The organism is Lysinibacillus zambalensis (genome assembly GCF_040183165.1).
GTDB classification, from domain to species: domain Bacteria; phylum Bacillota; class Bacilli; order Bacillales_A; family Planococcaceae; genus Lysinibacillus; species Lysinibacillus zambalensis.
The window spans coordinates 19,324-38,893 of sequence record NZ_JBEGDG010000011.1; the positions used below are offsets into that span (position 1 = coordinate 19,324).

At 36.2% G+C, this 19,570-nt stretch carries 15 protein-coding genes and 2 riboswitches; of the genes, 9 read left to right on the plus strand and 6 right to left on the minus strand.

The window, feature by feature from the left end; translation table 11 throughout:
- Window positions 1-8: 8 nt before the first annotated feature.
- Window positions 9-190, minus strand: a riboswitch (cobalamin riboswitch).
- Window positions 191-416: 226 nt separating this feature from the next.
- Window positions 417-601: riboswitch (cobalamin riboswitch) on the plus strand.
- A 145-nt stretch (window positions 602-746) separates the two neighbouring features.
- The 5 genes from ABNX05_RS15175 to ABNX05_RS15195 all read left to right on the plus strand — a co-directional run bounded on the left by ABNX05_RS15175 (window position 747) and on the right by ABNX05_RS15195 (window position 7,164).
- Window positions 747-1,493 (plus strand): energy-coupling factor ABC transporter permease, encoded by a 747-nt coding sequence (locus ABNX05_RS15175; RefSeq protein WP_349660491.1) that lies wholly within the window; start codon window positions 747-749, stop codon window positions 1,491-1,493.
- A 1-nt stretch (window position 1,494) separates the two neighbouring features.
- Window positions 1,495-1,767, plus strand: coding sequence for an energy-coupling factor ABC transporter substrate-binding protein (locus ABNX05_RS15180; protein WP_079561978.1), 273 nt, complete (start codon window positions 1,495-1,497; stop codon window positions 1,765-1,767).
- Window positions 1,768-1,770: 3 nt separating this feature from the next.
- Window positions 1,771-2,544 (plus strand): cobalt ECF transporter T component CbiQ, encoded by a 774-nt coding sequence (gene cbiQ / locus ABNX05_RS15185; RefSeq protein WP_349660492.1) that lies wholly within the window; start codon window positions 1,771-1,773, stop codon window positions 2,542-2,544.
- Window positions 2,541-3,377 carry an energy-coupling factor ABC transporter ATP-binding protein gene (locus ABNX05_RS15190; protein ID WP_349660493.1) on the plus strand — a complete coding sequence of 279 codons (837 nt, stop codon included), beginning with the start codon at window positions 2,541-2,543 and terminating at the stop codon, window positions 3,375-3,377. The genes cbiQ and ABNX05_RS15190 overlap by 4 nt, the downstream gene beginning before the upstream one ends.
- Window positions 3,378-3,663: 286 nt before the next feature.
- Entirely contained in the window at window positions 3,664-7,164 is a 3,501-nt protein-coding gene (locus ABNX05_RS15195; protein ID WP_349660494.1) for a S8 family peptidase, read from the plus strand.
- Window positions 7,165-7,932: 768 nt separating this feature from the next.
- On the opposite strand, the gene ABNX05_RS15200 is transcribed toward ABNX05_RS15195, so the two are convergent.
- A complete protein-coding gene (locus ABNX05_RS15200) occupies window positions 7,933-9,033 on the minus strand; it encodes a glycosyltransferase family 4 protein (protein WP_349660495.1) in 1,101 nt (366 codons plus the stop codon).
- Window positions 9,034-9,327: 294 nt separating this feature from the next.
- On the opposite strand from ABNX05_RS15200, the gene ABNX05_RS15205 reads away from it, so the two are divergent.
- The 4 genes from ABNX05_RS15205 (at window position 9,328) to ABNX05_RS15220 (ending at window position 12,402) form a co-directional block, all read left to right on the plus strand.
- Window positions 9,328-9,927: a glycosyltransferase family 2 protein gene (locus tag ABNX05_RS15205; protein ID WP_349660496.1), complete on the plus strand. Its 600-nt coding sequence runs from the start codon at window positions 9,328-9,330 to the stop codon at window positions 9,925-9,927.
- Window positions 9,928-9,970: 43 nt separating this feature from the next.
- Complete coding sequence (locus ABNX05_RS15210) at window positions 9,971-10,999, plus strand: polysaccharide biosynthesis protein (RefSeq protein ID WP_349660497.1); 1,029 nt, start codon at window positions 9,971-9,973, stop codon at window positions 10,997-10,999.
- Complete coding sequence (locus ABNX05_RS15215) at window positions 10,996-11,850, plus strand: SDR family oxidoreductase (RefSeq protein WP_349660498.1); 855 nt, start codon at window positions 10,996-10,998, stop codon at window positions 11,848-11,850. Before ABNX05_RS15210 ends, ABNX05_RS15215 begins: the two co-directional genes overlap by 4 nt.
- Before the next feature lie 156 nt (window positions 11,851-12,006).
- Window positions 12,007-12,402 carry a ribonuclease FAU-1 family protein gene (locus tag ABNX05_RS15220; RefSeq protein WP_349660499.1) on the plus strand — a complete coding sequence of 132 codons (396 nt, stop codon included), beginning with the start codon at window positions 12,007-12,009 and terminating at the stop codon, window positions 12,400-12,402.
- 206 nt (window positions 12,403-12,608) lie between these two features.
- Here the strand turns inward: ABNX05_RS15220 and ABNX05_RS15225 are convergent, their stop codons facing one another.
- From ABNX05_RS15225 to ABNX05_RS15245, 5 genes are all read right to left on the minus strand, one after another.
- Window positions 12,609-13,736, minus strand: coding sequence for a DUF4261 domain-containing protein (locus ABNX05_RS15225; protein WP_349660500.1), 1,128 nt, complete (start codon window positions 13,734-13,736; stop codon window positions 12,609-12,611).
- 296 nt (window positions 13,737-14,032) lie between these two features.
- A complete protein-coding gene (locus tag ABNX05_RS15230) occupies window positions 14,033-14,479 on the minus strand; it encodes a YfmQ family protein (RefSeq protein WP_349660501.1) in 447 nt (148 codons plus the stop codon).
- 484 nt (window positions 14,480-14,963) lie between these two features.
- Complete coding sequence (gene pdxR, locus ABNX05_RS15235) at window positions 14,964-16,394, minus strand: MocR-like pyridoxine biosynthesis transcription factor PdxR (protein ID WP_349660502.1); 1,431 nt, start codon at window positions 16,392-16,394, stop codon at window positions 14,964-14,966.
- A gap of 580 nt (window positions 16,395-16,974) precedes the next feature.
- Window positions 16,975-18,120: an alanine dehydrogenase gene (gene ald / locus ABNX05_RS15240; protein WP_349660503.1), complete on the minus strand. Its 1,146-nt coding sequence runs from the start codon at window positions 18,118-18,120 to the stop codon at window positions 16,975-16,977.
- A 24-nt stretch (window positions 18,121-18,144) separates the two neighbouring features.
- Complete coding sequence (locus ABNX05_RS15245) at window positions 18,145-19,569, minus strand: aldehyde dehydrogenase family protein (RefSeq protein WP_432760149.1); 1,425 nt, start codon at window positions 19,567-19,569, stop codon at window positions 18,145-18,147.
- Window position 19,570 lies beyond the last annotated feature (1 nt).

Sequence of the window (19,570 nt, forward strand, 5' to 3'; positions counted from 1 at the left end):
AAAAGTTTGCATGTATCATCACATAAGCAGGTTTCCTGACTTAAGCTTCCTTTTACTTTCGCGCCTTCCTAGTTTTCACTAGTGGCATCCGCGATTTCATCAGCTATTACAGTAGCGGGGGCTGTATCGGATTCTCACCGATTTCCCTATTATCTTGAAAATATTCAAGCACTTATGGATGTTTTATATGAAATTATTATTTTTTAAAAATTAAAAACTGTTTCTATCATAGCTTATTTTTTTAAAATTTCAATATTTCTTTCTAAATTTGTGACATTTCCAGTAATTTTTAAAAGAAAAATATGACATTCCTTTTCTATTTATCTAAATTTTCGACATAGACACTCAATTAAAAATTTTTTCTTAAAAAGTATAGCATATATATGGAAAATCATGTTACACTTTGTCGTGAAATCACAACTTCATCTTTTTTCGGTGCGAATTGTTCATCATTTCGCTTAAAAGGGAAGCCGGTTTAAGTCCGGCGCGGTCCCGCCACTGTACTAGGGAGTTTTATAGATAATGTCACTGTCCAAAGGATGGGAAGACCTATAAAACGTTGAACTAAAGCCAGGAGACCTGCCGAAAAATATGTGATCGTTTAAACCTACGAGGATAGGTGTGCGGCTGAGCAAATTAGAATTTTATTTGCATTTTTAGCTATGCACTTTTCCACAATTGGAGAAGTGCTTTTTTGATTTCATCGCATACTAATTCTAACTATTTTAATGTGAGGAGGAGAGGTTTTGAAATTCTCAGGTTGGAAGCTTAGTTATTTCTTATTGGCATTTTTATTCGTGCCAGATCGTGCATTTGCAATGCACATTATGGAGGGCTTTTTGCCAATTGAATGGGCAATTTTTTGGTGGGTCTTATCCATTCCATTTATTATTTTAGGATTACGTTCTATTCGTAAAACTATTGATGAAAATCCTGAAACAAAAATGATTTTAGGATTATCTGGTGCCTTTGCCTTTGTACTATCAGCTTTAAAAATCCCTTCTGTAACAGGTAGTTGTTCACATCCGACAGGGGTCGGACTTGGGACAGTTCTTTTTGGACCATTAGCGATGAGTGTTATCGGGACAATCGTATTATTATTCCAATCTTTACTTTTAGCACATGGTGGGTTGACAACTTTAGGTGCTAATGCCTTTTCTATGGCAATTGCTGGTCCTATTATTGCTTATTATGTTTTTAAGGGCTCTCAGAAAATGGGATTATCATTTTCAGTAGCTGTCTTTTTAGCAGCAATGCTTGGTGACTTAGGTACATATATTGTCACTTCTGTACAATTAGCTCTCGCCTTCCCTTCTGAGGTCGGAGGCTTTATAGCTTCATTTACAAAGTTTGCTAGTATTTTTGCGTTCACTCAAATTCCTCTTGCTGTTAGCGAGGGCATTTTAACAGTGATCGTTATGAACTTCTTAAAAAAATACAATGTGAGCGAATTAAAAGCTTTACGCGTTTTCTCGGCAAAGGAGGCTCACTAACATGAAAAAAAATTTACTGCTCTTAGCAATTGTTGTGTTGTTAGCAATCATCCCCCTCTTCATTCAAAAAGGCGCAGATTTTGAAGGTGCTGATGGCGAAGCGGAGGCAGCAATTGGTGAAATAGATGCTAACTACGAGCCTTGGTTTGAAAGCTTATGGGAGCCACCAAGTGGTGAAATAGAAAGCTTATTATTCGCACTCCAAGCTGCTATTGGAGCCGGATTTATTGGCTATTTCATCGGCTTAATGCGTGGTAAACATAAAGAGGGTTAAGCGATGTTACTCATTGATAAGTATGCTTATATGAATAAACTAGCGTCTGTTCATCCGCTAGAAAAAATGACGTTTTCCTTTGGACTGCTTTTATTGTCGCTTATCATGAGAGATGAACGAATCTCACTCATTACATTTATTGTGATGAGTGCTTTTATCATTGTAGGTGCAAAAATCCCAGCTAAATATTACGCAAAATTACTATTGCTACCCGGATTTTTTTTACTTTCGAGTTTAGCATCCATTTTAATTTCTATAGCGCCAGCAACAAGCACGTTACCTCCAACTATTTGGTCAATTTCTATTCATCATTGGACAATATTTGTTGGCAGTGTGAGCTTAGTGACAGCGCAACAGCTTTTTTTCATCGTACTTGGCAGTATAAGCTGTTTGTATTTTTTAATTCTTACGACATCAGTCCAATCTATTTGTTATGTCCTACGACAATGGCGACTGCCTACTCTATTCGTAGAGCTAGTAGAACTAACGTATCGTTTTATTTTTATCTTTTTAGATAGTATGCAAAAAATTCATCTTGCTCAGCAGGCTCGTCTAGGATATAGCTCCCCTATGCATTGGCTTCGCTCGGTCTCCATGCTGATTGCAGCTTTATTTGTTGAGATGTTCCAACGTAGTCGTGAACTAAACAATGCGATGGAAGCACGGGGTGGCGAGACGGTCTATTGGCAGGAGGAGATTACCTATAACATGAAAAATTGGCTAGGTATTGTAGCAATTTTTATACTCCTCATCATTTATGGAGGTTTTTTCTCATGACAGATTTGTACTTTGAATTAACACGATTATCTTACGCTTATGCAGATGGAACTCATGCTTTAACAGACATTACACTTCAAATTCCAAAAGGGAAAAAAATTGCTTTACTTGGTCATAATGGTGCTGGAAAATCAACATTATTTCAGCATTTAAATGGAATTTTGAAGCCTACAGCTGGAAGTATATCCTTTCAAGGGAAAGCACTCAACTATAGTAGAAAAGCATTAAAAGAATTACGTCAACAGGTTGGTATTGTTTTTCAGGATGCAGACAACCAGCTTTTTTCTGGCACTGTTAAACAAGATATTGCGTTTGGACCTCTGAATCTTGGCTGGACAACTGAAATAATTGAAGAAAAAATTGCTTGGGCTATCTCTCAAACCGAGGTTGAAGCATTGCTCGATAAACCGATACATTTTTTAAGTGTTGGACAAAAAAAACGTGTCGCAATGGCAGGAGTACTTGCAATGGAACCTTCTGTTTTTTTATTAGATGAACCGACCGCTGGACTAGATAATTATTATAGTGCACAAGTTTTACAATATTTAGCTACGTTAGAAAACGGCGAACGAACTATTTTACTGGCAACACATGATATCCCGTTAGCCTATGAATGGGCAGATCAAATAGTCGTTATGGAAGATGGGAGAATTATTTATAATGGTGATCCCGTTGAACTGTTCTTTCAAGATGATTTACTTGAAAGAGCCCATCTTGAACGCCCATGGGTCTTCGAAATGGCCACTGCTTTACAAAACAAAAAACTATTTGAGAAAAGCATCAAAATGCCTCGTTCTAAGGAAGATTTACACAAACTTATAGAGCAACTTTAAGACAATTTGTCCATAATTGAAATTTATTGTGGCTAATACATTCTACTACTCTTTCACAATTCGAGTAGGAATGGCAGCTGCTATCTGGAAGGATGTGAATTTTACTTTAGTGATCCTATGGGGATTCCATCTACTTTCTACCAATCTTTACGATGGGCAGAACATAATGGTAAAATATAGATTGGAAACTGAGAAAAATATATCCTCATTTATGAAACTTTTCTATTACTTATTCGTAATAGTAGAGATTGCCCAAATATTTAATACACCCAAGGAGGGAAAACAGTTGAAAAACTGGAAGAAAAAATCAGTCGCTCTAGTAGCATCTGCTGCACTAATGGTTCCTGCTGCTTCTGCCTTTGCTGAAGCTCCACAAAAAACAACAAAGAGCCAAGATTTAGTGAAAGTAGCTAGCAATAAGGACCAAGCATTCAAAAATCAAAAAGAATGGATTAGTCAGGATACGATTATTGTCAAACATTCTGGTCTTGATAAAAGTGTGCATAACAAAATTGGAACAAAAGTGATCCGCTCTATTCCTTCATTAGGTTACGATGTTATCCAACTGAACAAAGGAACAAATTTAGAAAAAGCAGTTTCATATTACGCTCAGCAAAAAGGGGTTAAAAGTGTATCCCCAAGCTATGTGTACCATTCATTTGGTACGAAAACAGATCCAAAGAAACAGGAAATGTATCATTTAAATCTACTTCAAATTGATAAAGCATTACAATTAGCAGGTAAAAATGATGTAAAAGTGGCAGTTATCGATTCTGGTGTGGATTTTAAACATCCAGATTTAAAATCTCAAGTGCTACCTCCATATAATGCTGCAGCACCTGCCAATACTTCTTATCCTGGTGACCACGGAACACATGTAGCAGGAATTATTGGCGCTGCAAAAGATAATGGTGTTGGAGGACACGGGATCAATCCAAAGGCCAAGCTTCTTCCGATCGATGTATTCAACGGAAAAGATGGTGCTAATGATTTCGTCATAGCACAAGGCATCCTTTATGCTATCGAGCAAGGCGCTGATGTTATCAATATGAGTCTTGGCGGCTATGGTGAATCTCCATTAATGGAGGAAGCCGTTCAGAAAGCGATTGAAAAAGGAGTTACCATTGTAGCTGCTGCCGGAAATGAATCGACAGATAATTACTCCTTCCCCGCTTCCTTTGAAGGCGTTATTAGTGTAGGTTCTACGAATGATCGAAACAAATTATCAAGCTATTCAAACTATGGTCCATCGGTTGATCTAGTAGCTCCAGGTGAAGATGTTTATAGTACTGTTCATGATGAGAAAAAAGGATCATCCTTTGTAAAATTTAGTGGAACTTCGATGGCATCTCCTGTTGTTGCCGGTGTAGCTTCACTTTTAAAATCAAAATATCCAGATTTAAAGCCTTATGAAATAGAAGCTATTCTCGAACAGACTGCAAAGGATTTAGGTGAGACGGGCTATGATCTTACATTTGGACATGGTCTAGTAGATCCTGTGAAAGCATTACAGTTTAATATAAAAGATTTACCAAAACAGTATTCAGAAACAAAAGAAGAGCGCTTGAAAAACGCTAAAGTCCTGAAAAAGGATACATTAAATACTGAAAAAGGTTCATTCAACCAACCGGACGAAAAGAAATGGTACAAGGTTGATCTAGATGAAAATGAATATGCTCAACTGACATTAAATGGTGCAGACAAATATGATTATGCATTTGATTTGTACTTCTACCCTGAAGGTTCTAATAAAAAAGTAGAACCAATTAACGTCAATGATGTTCGCGTAGGCAAGCAAGAAGGATACTTATATAATGCAGATCAAAAAGGAACCCTTCTTATTGGAGTTAAAGACCATAATGGCAACTATAGCTCAAAAGGTGCTTCTAACTATGTCTTCACAGCTCAAACGACTAAAGAATTACCAGTTGATTCATTAGATATGGAGCATATGGAGAACATTGAAAAATTCCCATTCAGTACAGAAGGGAAAAACTATACACTACTTTCTGAAGATCATCTAGGTGACAAAGATTATTTTACATTTTCAGTAAATGAACCAACTACACTGAAATTTGATTTAACTGGAATTCCAGGTGTTACAGCATCCATGGAGCTTTATCTAAAAGATGATTTTGATCTGCTACAGTCAGAGGAAGTCGATGCAGAAGAATTTGGTGAGGCATACCCAATCCGAGCATCTTACGGCACGGATACAGGCGATGGAGTAAGCTTAGTTGTCGATGCTGAGCCTAATGAAAAATATGTAATCGGCGTCTCTAATGAAAACAGTTTCAATTCTACACTTGAAATGTTCTATAGCGGCGGTATTGATACTGAAGCAACTGTTAGTGAATCCATCATTCCTTACACATTAAAAGGTGAAGTCGTTACCCTTCCAGAAGATGAAGACGGCCTTTCATTAGAAGGAATGCTAGAAAGCAGCATAGAAAACGATGACGATCTTTTATCTTTTAATGAATATACAGCAAAAAAACGTAATCAAAAGAATGATTTTATGAATATGTTCATGAATCCAGATGCTATGGAACAACCAGAAAACGTTGAGCAAATTATGGAACAAGCGATTCCTTTTGATATTGGTCAAGATCAAAAAGCATACTTCCAAACTGAAGATGATGAAGATTACTTCAAATTTACAGCTAAAGATAATGCCGTTTATGGGTTCAACATTCAAAAAGGTATTAACCAATCACCAGCTGGTAATATATTCGAATACGATGAGGAAACAAAAGAATTAATCCCAGTTTCTTCATTAACTAACGATATGGGGATACTTAGTCTACTTCTTGGATCATCAATTGATGAAAACGAAGCGAAGACAATTGCATTGAAAAAGGATAAAACCTATGTTGTAAAAGTAATGAATCTAGGTGACCGTTCTTCTGAACCGTATACACTTAAAACAAGTAAAATGGCAACTATTCCAAAAGAGGATAATACAAATAATAATACACCAAAAACTGCTATTAAAATTCAACCTGGTACAACTTACAAAGATCATATCATTTATCAAGATGATACAGATTTCTACTATTATAAACAATATGGCAAAGACGAAATCATGAGTCTTCTTATTTCTTCTGTACCATATACAAAAGAGCAGCTAGATAAGTTACCTAAAGAACTTCAAAATGACTTGAAGTTTTCAGGCTCCATTATTGAAGATACAAATGGCAATAGAAAAATTGATCCAAAAGAAATGGCAACAGAAATTCAATTTGGACAAGGTGAAGATCTTATCGAAATGCTACTCGGTCTTGGCGGGACAACAGATGTAAATACTTCTTTTAAAGCAAAACAGGCTCACGGGTATTTTATTGTTATTAACGGAAGCAATAATGGTCAATTATCAATCCAACCGTATAATTTAACTTTGTTTGATCATAAAAAAGCTGATGAAGATGCAGATTCCAAGTTAGTTAACGGTGTACCGACAAAACCGACTGTACTTACGAAAAAAGACGGTAAATGGGTGGCTAATCAATATTTAAATGCTGGTGTTCAATTTGGTGATAAAGACTATTTCGAATTTAAAAACGACAGCAAACGCGATGTGTCCTTCTCTCTTAAAACAGAAAAAGCACTAGATGGCGTCATCCGTATTATTGATGCAAAAGGAAAAACAGTAGAAACTTTTGATTATTACGGAGCTGGAGATGCTGAGGTAGGTACAATCACACTTGATAAAGGAACTTACTTTATTGAAGTAAGTGAATATTACGGCAAAGCTAGTTCTCAACCATATACACTTGAAATAAAATAAAATATTTACCTCCTTTGATTGAAAAATGATGTAATAGAAAGATAGAATTTTCGGTTGAAGATAGTGTAGAAGATAAAGTTGGAACAAAGCAGGTCAAAACTTTAAAAAGCGCAAGAAATCAATTTTAGAAACGTTGATTTCTCGCGCTTTTTTGATATTCATCGAAAAGTATTGCTCACTCCTCTTGTTCGTTGAGGAATACATATGGAAAATAATTATTATGATCACTTTATTTCTGGAAATCTACAGAAAAACCTGATGTATATAAATTAACCTTTAATGGTTATCATTTAATTTCTGTTACAAAAATAAGTTTTTAAATTCTAACGTATCTTTCTTAAATAAAAGTTGGATTTTATGAGCGTGTCTTTTTTTACTAACAATACATACTTTAACAGATACGTCCTGTTTGAAAAACCAGGCAACGACACTTTTTTCACTACTGTCTTAAAGGCCCGATATGTTAGTACCATAAGCGGTAACGTTCTGATTTGGTCATGAAAAAACCACCTAATGATTATTGTGATTGTCTCACGATTATTAATATTCATTAGGTGGTTTGTAGTATTTGGCGCTTACTTTTTTATGAAGTATTCGTGTTTTATTCACGATAACGAGAGAGTTATTTCCGCTCCAACTATGCACTCTTTTCAGGGGTTCTTATTTATAGGGTATTGGTCAAGAAGAAGCATGCTTTATTCCCCTTCTAGCGACGCTAATATAAATATGGTCGCCCTGTTTTCACTCCATTCTCGGAATATACTCCTCTTATCCGATTGGCTTTTCCTCTAAATATTCGGCTACTTTTTGCACAATATGTTTCCAATTTAATTCCGCTCTTGCGAAAGTTTGGAGGTGTTCACATGCATCAGCCAATAAAGCTTCCTGTTTCGTTACTTGCTGCAATGTCCGCCCAACACTTTGCCATTCATGTGTCGGATGAATTGTCCCAAAGCGCTGATTATGGGTAATATCTGCTGCCCCATCGACATCAGTCGTAACGATATAACAACCATTCTTTGCGGCCTCAGCAAATACATGAGCGTAGCATTCTACTACAGAGGTAAGGCAAAAAATTTTAGCCTTTCTATACTCCTCTTCCAGTCGCACCTTATCATAAATCGGTCCCAACATTATGACCTGTGCTGCAAATGGATTTCCATTCAGCACGTTCAACAGCTCCTGTCTAAACGCCTCTGACATTGGACCTATTAATCGAAACTCCCAATCTGCAAGCTGTGCTTCTAAAAATGCTTTTACCGCTAGAAGAATTTGTTTTTCAGGAGCATCTAAACGACCTACCGTTACTATTCTATTTTCTTTCTCTTTATATGGAACAGGCTCTGTTTGAAACAGCTCATAAAAGCCATTAGGAATACGTTTAATATCCAAATTGGTAAATTCATGAATAGAGCTTTGAATAGATTCACATTCGGACGAAAGTACATCACAAAGCTGGAGTAACTCTGTAAAATACGGATAAGTTTTTAATCGACTTAACCAAAACCGATTAACATCTAATTTCATATAAATTTTTCCGTTTGGATTAAACTTTTTATATGTTTTTAAGATCGATAAATACGATGGATAAGGCCCTATCGCAAATGCAATATCGATGTCCTTCGCATGCTCTATTAAATAACTATTCATATTAGCAACATAGTCATCCTCAAACGGAATATGTTGAAAAGTGACAGAAGGAAAGGTTTGTTTCAATAATGCTTCATTCATTTCAGTCGTTACAATAGTAACATCATAGCCTAAGTATTCACCTAACAAAATAGGAACTAGGCATAAATCTTTGAAAATATGTGCATCGGAGAGCTTATACGATTCCACACTACATATGAAGGCTATCTTTTTTGACATAACATCCCCCTTTTTTAAATGAAGCGTTTCATTAAATTATGATTTCTTGTTCAATAATGTGAAAAGATTAGTATAAGTACCATTATCACACTAGTAAAATCACCTTATTTTAAAATGCTTTTCTCTCTTTTAAATAACTAACGAATGTAAGCCATTGCCTACAGAACCACTCTTACAACGCATATTGTAATAAAGAATCCGTTATGTCAATCAAAGTAAAAAGTATAGACTTTCTAAAACTCTACTTACGCCTATTGAACACTTCTACTAACAAAAAAAGAATCGAGGTTTTATATGAAAATTAGTTTTTTATCACCAGCCTACAATAGTGAAGAGTGGATATTGACATTGTTAGAAAGTATTCCTAAAGAATACGCCTATGAAATTATCGTATGCGATGACGGCTCAACCGACAATACTTTAGCCCTATTAGAGGACTATCAAAAAAACTGTCCAGCCTTAAAAATAATTACTCATCCAACTAATTTGGGTGCAAGTGTAGCCTATAATCGATGTATCGCAGAAGCAACTGGTGATTATGTAGCTATCATAGATAGTGATGATCACTACTTACCTGCTATTCGAAACGTCTTAGGCCAAGTAGATGGTCAGTTTGATATTTATTATTACAACATGCTTACAAAGGAAGGCTATGCATTTATAAAAGATGAATCAAATCGATACACATTACCTGGACAATTTAAAATTATTCGAAGAAGTTTTATAGGTGATGCAACCTTTACCATAAGAAAAGATATTGCAGGGGATTGGGATTTTAATTGTGCTTTAATGGATAAAAACCCGACAAGTAAATATACAAATGAATTAGCATACTGGTATAACTTCCCGAGAGAAAATTCTGAATATGATTTACATCGAAGAGGATTAAAATAACGCCCTTATTTCCATGCATGCAGGAGGTGTAATTAACAATACAATGTTTAAAGATAAAGTTCTTCTCATTACTGGCGGCACCGGCTCTTTTGGTAATGCAGTATTAAAGAGGTTTTTAAATACCAACATTAAGGAAATACGCATCTTTTCAAGAGATGAGAAAAAACAAGATGATATGCGTAAACTCTATCAACATCCGAAAATTAAATTTTTTATAGGCGATGTACGTGACATCCAAAGCATTCATAATGCGATGTATGATGTCGATTTTGTTTTCCATGCAGCCGCTCTTAAGCAGGTCCCCTCTTGCGAATTTTTTCCACTAGAAGCAGTCAAGACGAACATCCTAGGCACTGATAATGTTTTAACTGCGGCTATTCAAGCTGGTGTTAAAAAAATTATTTGCCTGTCAACAGATAAGGCTGCTTATCCAGTAAATGCAATGGGAATTTCGAAGGCTATGATGGAAAAAACGTTTATTGCTAAGTCTAGAATGGTTCATCCGGAGAAAACATTAATTTGCGGAACACGATACGGAAATGTCATGGCTTCAAGGGGCTCTGTTATTCCTTTATTTATCGAACAAATTAAAGCCGGCAAGCCTTTAACGATTACTGATCCTAAAATGACACGCTTTATGATGAGCCTTGATGAGGCAGTAGAATTAGTTTTATACGCCTTCTCACACGCTGACAACGGGGACATTATGGTGCAAAAATCACCAGCTGCTTATATAGAGGATTTAGCACAGGCATTACTAGAAATTTTTCAAGCTCAAAATAAAATACAAACTATTGGAACACGGCATGGCGAAAAAATTTACGAAGTGTTATTAACAAAGGAAGAAGCTGCAAAGGCCATTGATATGGGGAATTTTTATAGAATCCCTGCAGATAACCGTGATTTAAATTATGGAAAATATCTTGATGAGGGCTCTCCTAAAATTACATTGACCGACGAATATAACTCTACTAATACGAAAATACTATCCGTCGCTGAAATAAAAGAAAAATTATTAAAGCTTCCTCTCATTCAAGAAGAATTACAAAATTGGATGGGAGGAAAACCTTGAAATTTTTAGTACTTGGAGCTACTGGAATGGCTGGTCACACAATTTCACTCTATTTGTACGCCCAAGGGCATGATGTAACAACCTATTCGCGATCCGCCTTTTCTTGCGGAAATAATATTACGGGAGATATTACAGATACAAATTTTTTAAAATCACTAATTTTAGATCACGACTATGATGTTGTGGTGAATTGTATCGGTGTATTAAATGACGCCTGTGAAACAGACCGCGAGAAAAGTGTATATCTCAATAGTTATTTGCCTCATGCCATTGAGTCTTTATTAAAAAACAGTAACACTAAGCTTATTCATTTAAGTACAGATTGTGTATTCTCAGGAAAAGCCGCTCCCTATCATGAAAAAAGCCTTCGCGATGGGGAAACCTTTTACGATCGTACGAAGGGACTAGGAGAAATCGAAAGTACTCAACATCTAACGTTTCGTAATTCTATCATCGGTCCTGATCTGAAGGAGGATGGCATTGGCCTTTTTAATTGGTTTATGAAACAACAAAATACTATTCGCGGCTATACTGGTGCAATTTGGACTGGAGTTACGACCCTAACATTAGCAAAAGCAATTGAACGTGCAACACTTGAAGGTACAACAGGCCTCTACCACCTCGTCAACAATAGCAGTATTTCAAAGTATGATCTCCTGCAATTATTCAATACGCATTTCAAGGAAAATAAAAGTACAATCCAGCCATATCCCCTCGTTAACATTGATAAAACATTAGTCAACACAAGAAAAGATTTTTCATTTACCGTACCGAGCTATGAAGAAATGATCCTTGAGACGAAAAACTGGATATGGCAGCATAAAGATTTGTATCCTCATTATTTTAAATGAGTTTGGAGGTTCAGTATGCTAAAGAGAAAGTTCGGAGACCGTTCGGAATGGTCACGAGTTATCGAAAGAAAGTATAATCAGTCGTACCTTGACACTAGAGACTTCAAGGGTTTTATAACTTTATTGAAAACAGTCCTAGTTACTGAACCTTTATTCATGAATTATGGAGAGAAAAAACTATGTATTGTTGATAACGGCTATATATGGTTACAACAATTTCCCCTTGAAAAAAACCATTCTGTAACAACTATGTTTAATGCTAACGGAGAAATAATTCAATGGTATATCGATATATGCCATAAAAACGCAATAGAAAATAATGTTCCTTATATGGATGATCTATTTTTAGATCTTATTTTGTTACCATCAGGAGAGTTGATTGAAAAAGATGCTGATGAATTAGAAGAAGCTTATTTAAAAGGCATCATTGATAAATCCCTGTATGATTTGGCTTGGAACGAGCTAAACAACATCAAGGGAGATATAAGCGAAGGTGAATTTAAGTTGGTTAACCTTGCTATACAACATAAAAATATTTTAATAAATGAATAAGGTTCATAAATCAACTTTTTCTAGAGGGACTAATCCTAATCATACACGAACAAAATGTTTAAGTAAGTACAACATTCTGGAACGACCACATTTCAACATTCGACTAAGCTGACATCGATGATATCCCTCCCCTCACCTTACAGTTGGAAGTCGGGGATTATGATGCATAAAAAAGACACCTGCTACGGTGTCTTTTGATCATGAAACTAGTATTTGATTTTAAGAGTATCCCCATCAACATAAACTGCCTCGGAACGGGAAATCGGCAGCTTTTGCTCTGCTGAGAAGCCGATCGTCTCTCCATCCCTTAAAGTGACATTCTCTTCTACAATATATCCGGAAATCGTAATCAAAAAATCACGCAGTTCGGCAGGAGTTGCTTGACTGTCCAGAATTTCAATTTCATCCTTGCCAAAGGCTTTTAACCCATAAGTATATCCATCTACCCCTTTTTCCGTTCCGACCAGGCCGAAATAAACAAGATTCAGTAAAGGAAACATGTCGTCATTCTTCATGACTTCAGCCATATCTTGAAAAAGTTCAGGCTGGAATACGGTGCCAGATGTATAGATCCCTATTGCGTTAGGAAGCTTTAAACAACTTGCCGCCAGCTTAGTGTATAGCCTGCCACTGTCCAGCGGGGAACCGGAGCGAGTAAATGCAGCTAGGATGATTTGAGCTACATGCTTTTGAGTAACCTCCACAGCTTCCTTCCACATGTAATTTCCCTGTGCATAATACTCAGCCTCACCATCTGGTACGGGTGCTTCGACAAAACTAACCGCTAACATGCAGTCGTCCACTTCAAAGACCAAGGTTCCTTCCTCTGTTTCTTCGTCGTTTTCCTCATCCTCTACTGACGAGCAGCTGATGTCCCAATCATTCAAAAGGTTTGCCTTTATCTGATCAATATCACATTCTGCAGAGTTAAGCAGAACGAAACCGTTAAAAATACCAGAACCATTACCTTGCGTTTCTGTCTCGTCCTCCATAGATTGAGCAGCTTCATATGCTGCAGCCTGCTGCATCCAGTATTCTCGGATTAATTCTACCATCTTTACAGCTTCTTGCTCTGCAGTCGCAGGGTCATAAGGTTGCATCTCACTGAATACATGGCCGCAATGCTCAGTGTCAGACGGATCCTCATAGCCTCCACATACGCCAAGGAGCCATTTTCCTAGCAATGATTTTTTATACTTGAATATATAGTAGTGCATATCATGTAAATCAAATTCTGCTGCAATTTCTATTTTCTTGGGTTCTTGCCCAAGTTCGTGTTCATCTGCTAGCCAGTCGATCATGGATTGCATTGCTGCTTGTTGTTGAGCTGTCATCAATTTCTCTCCTTTATGAATGTATGATTCTACCATTATTATACCAGCTATTATGGAATAAAATAGTGAAGCAAGAATTATTCCTCTTATGGTAGATTACTCCTATTTCTATTAAAGGAAGTCGTTCATCAAGTATTGAGTGCTAGGATGAGTAGCAATAATCCCAACTTTTTGGTCATAATAAAATCACAATCCTCCATTCAATTGAATTGGAAGATAATTTCGCTACTATATTCACGTAATTTTTCAGGGTATTAAAAAGGGATTCTAGGTCAGTGACCGAATCCCTAATTTATTCAATGGTTTGCATTTGTAGTTAAAGCTGCGAAATTTTGTAGATGTTCAGAACTAATACTATATGAAACAACCTTCTCCTTGTACTTCTTGACTACATCAACGTGATTGTCATAACTAAAAACAAAGAAATTAACATCTTTTTTGCCTCTTTTTACGTTCATGATAATTGGAGTAACATTAGTCTCTGGCTGTAAAAATAATTTTTCATTACCTGGAAATATATAATGTTTTTTCAAAAAGGAAGCTTTATTAAAATAGTCTGTAAATCTATTTTTTTCTTCCTCATTTAAATTCTTTCCATTGAATGTTACCGTCACATCTTTTGAATCAAGTTTTTTATGAAGTTCAAATTTACTTACCCCCCATCCTACAGCTATACTGGGAGGGCTCATTATCAATTTAAGAATAGATCCAATCACTAGCGTAATAATCATACCTGTTGTCATATCATATCAACTCTTTCAATAAGTTAAGCATTTTAGTAGCAATTACTATATTATTATCTTCATTGCCCATTGTTTCATAAAGAATAATTAGTAATTAAACTATATCGATGTTTTAACATCTTCCTCTCCATGATAAGGGATTTATATTTTTTATAACCATCCAATTTGATGCTTTTTTGACCATCCATTTACCCTAGGGATAAAATATCTGGTGTGTTGATTGGCCATTTTTATACACTCGAAGAGGCTGATTTCCGCTACGGGCTACTCGCTTAGTCGCTGACGCTTCGCTTTCGCGCAGAGCAAAGGCTTCCTGCGGGCGAGCGTCGAGTAGCCCTACGCTACAATCAGTTAAAATGAAAATATATTAGCAAATTGGTAACAAAAAATCCTTTCATCGCTCAAAAAACCTATTTTTTCCAAATAAATACACCTGTAAATATTTTAGCCATCCTATCTAACACATTTTTAGTCATCCAATTGTCTATATACTATTAAGGGCTTCTGCAAACCTTTTGATTCCTTCGTCGATTGAGTCTTCATCTTCCTTTGCGAAAGTAAAACGAACAAAACCATCTTTGGATCCCAGTGTAGAACCAGGAACATAAATGACGCCTCTTTTAATGGATTCTTCAAGCAATTGGGTTTCATTATAATCTTTAAGTATTTTACACCATATATGAATACCGCCTTGAGGAATAGAATATTCCACCTGATCTTTTAAATACGTATCAAGGCTTTTTATAATTTTATCTCTTCTTTTTTCTAATTCCTTCATTAAACTTTTTATATGAATATGAAAATTTTCAGATTCTAAAAAATCATTCGCCACCCATTGTGTATAGCTAGAATGACCGAAGTCGATTTGTTGTTTCGCATCGGATAATCTTTCAATCACCGATGTTGGACCAATAATCCACCCTATTCTTAATCCTGAGGCAACAATTTTGGACAAAGAACTAATGTATAATACGTTGCCATTTCTATCCATTGATTTAAGGGTAGAGATTTTATCTCCTGAAAATGCTGTTAAACTATAAGGATCATCTTCTACTACTGGAATTCCAAGCTTTGAGGATATGTCTAAAATCACTTCTTTTTTCTTTTTATTCAATAAAGAGCCCGTTGGATTTTGAAAACATGGATTTAAAAAAACCATTTTTATTCGGTGCTTTTTATATAATGACTTTAAATCTTCTGGGTTTATTCCATCTTTATCGACAGGTAGATAATGTATTTGTATACCTACCGATTTGAAAATTGGAAGATTATAATTATAAGAAGGATCTTCTATTGCTATTGCATCTCCAGGCTTTAACAAACATTGTACAATTAAATGTAATGCTTGTTGCGCTCCTGATGTTATAAGTATTGAAGAAGGATTAGTGTCGATTCCCCGACTTTTTTTCACGTGTTTTGCAATGGTAGTTCTAAGGATTCCATTCCCCTGTGGATGATCGTACCCTAAGCTTCCAATAAAAGAACGTGTTGACGTTATCTCGCTTAAAAACCTTTTTGGGAATAGTTCTTCTGACAATTCACCGGAAGCTAAATTTATTAATTTATGTTCAATAGCCTCTTTTCGTATTTTTTTCGTGACAGGTTGACTCGGTAAAAAAGAACCCGCCTCAATATACCTATTCCAACTAGGAATCCGCTTTTTTGTTATACCCCATATATCTTTACTAATGGTAGTACCGCTTCCTCTAGTCCTTTCAATTAGCCCCATCGATTCTAATTCGTCATATGCATGAACGACAGTACTTCTGTTTAAATGTAGAGCACTTGCTAAATATCTCTCTGATGGCAATGGTTTATCAGGTGGAAATGTACCATTTGCAATTCCCTTTTCAATATATTCTGCGAGTTGTTTATAGATAGCTTTTTTCGCTTTTCTATCAGGTTTCCAATCCAACTATACTCACCTCATTATTTCCTTCAAACTTACGCTTTCTTCTTTTAGCTGTGTTATTCCTGGTAAAAAATTATATATTAATATTATTTCAATTGTAATATACCATCCACTTTATTGTTATTTTAGCCATCCACTAATAAAATCAATCTTCGTTTTCTATTTTATAACCAATGTTTCAATGCGCGTGAAAAAACTCCTATTTAAAGAACCTTCCTCTACTATTCTATCGAAGTATCATCATCAAGGAATCCTTAATGTAAGAATAGATATAAAAAGACAAGGTGCTCACTGTAAGGATTAAGGGTTTTCATAAATGTGCTTGATCTGATGTACATGGTGGATTGGTATAGCCAGATCAATATATGGAAAAGAATCCATGGTAGAGGGTTTCCGTGCGAAGTTTGATAAGGTTGTATCAATATTAAAACGGAATATTAAAGTTGTATTTCAAATTCCCCCTTCTTTGCCAAAGAAAAAAGCACCTCCACATCAAATAGAAAAGAAAGTGAAAGCTTGGTAGATTACATTCCCTACCAATTTTCACCTTCTTTTCATTTCAAAAAACATTATTTCTCTTATTCTATTTAACTGCTAACGCCGAAGTTGAATCTGCTGCTAATTCTACTTGTAGATCCGTATAAGGTAATCCATGTGCATCAGCTACCGCTTTATATACTATTTTTCCATTTACTACGTTTATCCCCTTCGCTAAAATAGGATTATCTAAAGCAGCTTGGCGATAGCCTTTATTAGCTATTTGCAAACCGTATGGAACAGTTACATTTGACAAGCCCATTGTTGAGGTACGCGCGCAAGCACCTGGCATATTCGCAACTGCGTAATGCACAACACCGTATACTTCATAAGTAGGATTACTATGAGTAGTAATTCGATCAATTGTTTCAATAGAACCCCCTTGATCTACCGCTACATCCACTACAACAGACCCCTTTTGCATTGTTTGAATCATTTCTTTTGAAACTAATTGTGGTGCACGTGAACCTGGAATTAGCACAGCACCAATTAACAAATCTGCTGTTTTCACTGTTTCAGCGATATTGTAGGTATTTGATGCAAGTGTACGAACACGTCCTTGGAACATATCATCTATTTGACTTAAGCGTGTAATATTAACGTCTAAAATTGTTACGTTTGCACCTAATCCTACTGCCATTTTCGCAGCATTCGTCCCGACAACTCCAGCACCTACAATCACTACATTTCCAGGTGCAACACCAGGAATACCACCTAAGAGAACTCCTTTTCCTCCTTTTGAATTTTCTAAAAAATGTGCACCAATTTGTACAGACATTCTGCCTGCAACTTCACTCATTGGTGTTAACAACGGTAAGGCACCTGAATCTAATTGAATTGTTTCATAAGCAATTCCAGTAACTTTACTTTCAAGCAAAGCTTTCGTTAATTCTGGCTCAGGAGCTAAATGTAGGTATGTGTAGAGAATTAGATTCTCTTTAAAATATTTGTACTCCTCCCGAATTGGCTCCTTCACTTTAATCACCATATCAACATCCCAAGCTTCCTTAGTCGATTTAGTAATTTGAGCGCCTACATCTAAATAATCTTGGTCTGTAAATCCACTACCTAGCCCTGCACTCGATTCAATTATTACTTCATGACCACCTTTTTTGTAAGCTACAACACCTGCTGGAGTAATTCCTACTCGATTTTCATTATTTTTTATTTCTTTAGGTACACCAATTATCATTATATTTTTCCTCCTACCTATTTTTTATTTGTTTTGGTTTATAACTACAAGTTTCATTTCTGTCATTTCCTCAATTGCATACTTCAGTCCTTCTCTTCCCATACCACTTTCCTTTACGCCACCATATGGTAGATGATCTAAACGGAATGTAGGAATATCATTTATAATGACACCACCTACATGGAGTTTTTGCGTTGCCTGTAAAGCAACATGGATATTATCTGTATAAATACCAGCTTGCAAACCATATTTGGAGTCATTTACTTGATCAAATGCCTCTTGAATAGATGTAAACTTCATAATAGATACGATTGGTGCGAATACCTCCTGACAGGAAACCTTCTGCTCCGGTTTTACATTTAATAGTACTGTAGGTTGTAAGATATTTCCTTCAGATTCTCCACCAGTTGCAATAATTGCCCCTTGCTCCTTTGCTTCTGCAATCCAACTTAATGTTCGCTTTACATCTTGTGGACTAATTAAGGCTGAAACATCCGTTGTAGGATCTAGGGGATCACCAAGTTTCAACTCTTTTGTAGCTGTTACAAATTTATCTACAAACAAATCATACATTTTTTCGTGAACATAAATTCGTTGAACTGAAATACATACCTGCCCTTGGAATGTAAATGCACCGGAAACGACACGTGAAATTAATTTATCAATATTTACATTTTCATCGATAATAACAGCCGCATTAGAACCCAATTCAAGCGTTACTTTCTTAAGACCTGCTTGATTGCGTATGCCAATACCTACAGCGGGGCTACCTGTAAAAGAAATCTTTTTCACGCGATTATCCGTGACTAATTTGTTACCAATTAAAGAACCTGCACCAGTAACGATGTTTAGCGCACCCTTCGGTAATCCTGCTTCTACTATTAATTCACCAATAAAATAGGAAGTTAATGGTGTTTGACTTGCAGGTTTTAATACAACCGTGTTTCCTGATACTATTGCTGGCCCTACTTTATGAGCTACTAGATTCATTGGGAAATTAAAAGGTGTAATAGCTGCCACGATGCCTAATGGTTCACGAACCGTATAGGCAATGCGCCCGTCTCCACCGGGGGCAGCATCCACAGGAATTGTTTCTCCGTGTATTCGCTTTGCTTCTTCAGCAGCAAATTTATACGTTTGAATTGTACGCTGAACTTCAGCTTTGGCGGTTGTAATAGGCTTGGCAGCTTCTAGTGCTATTAGCTCTGCTGCTTCTTCAGCACGTGCTTCTAATAAAGAAGCTAATTTTTCAAGAATAATCGCACGCTTATACAAAGGCATATTCGCCATCGTTTTACGTGCAGCATCGGCAGCTACTAAAGCCGCTTCTACTTCCTCGACATTTGCCTTCGGTATTTCTGCAATGACCTCGCTACTATATGGAGAGCATAATTGTGTATACTCTGCTGCTTCCACCCAATCCCCATTGATAAATAAATTTTTCCTCATT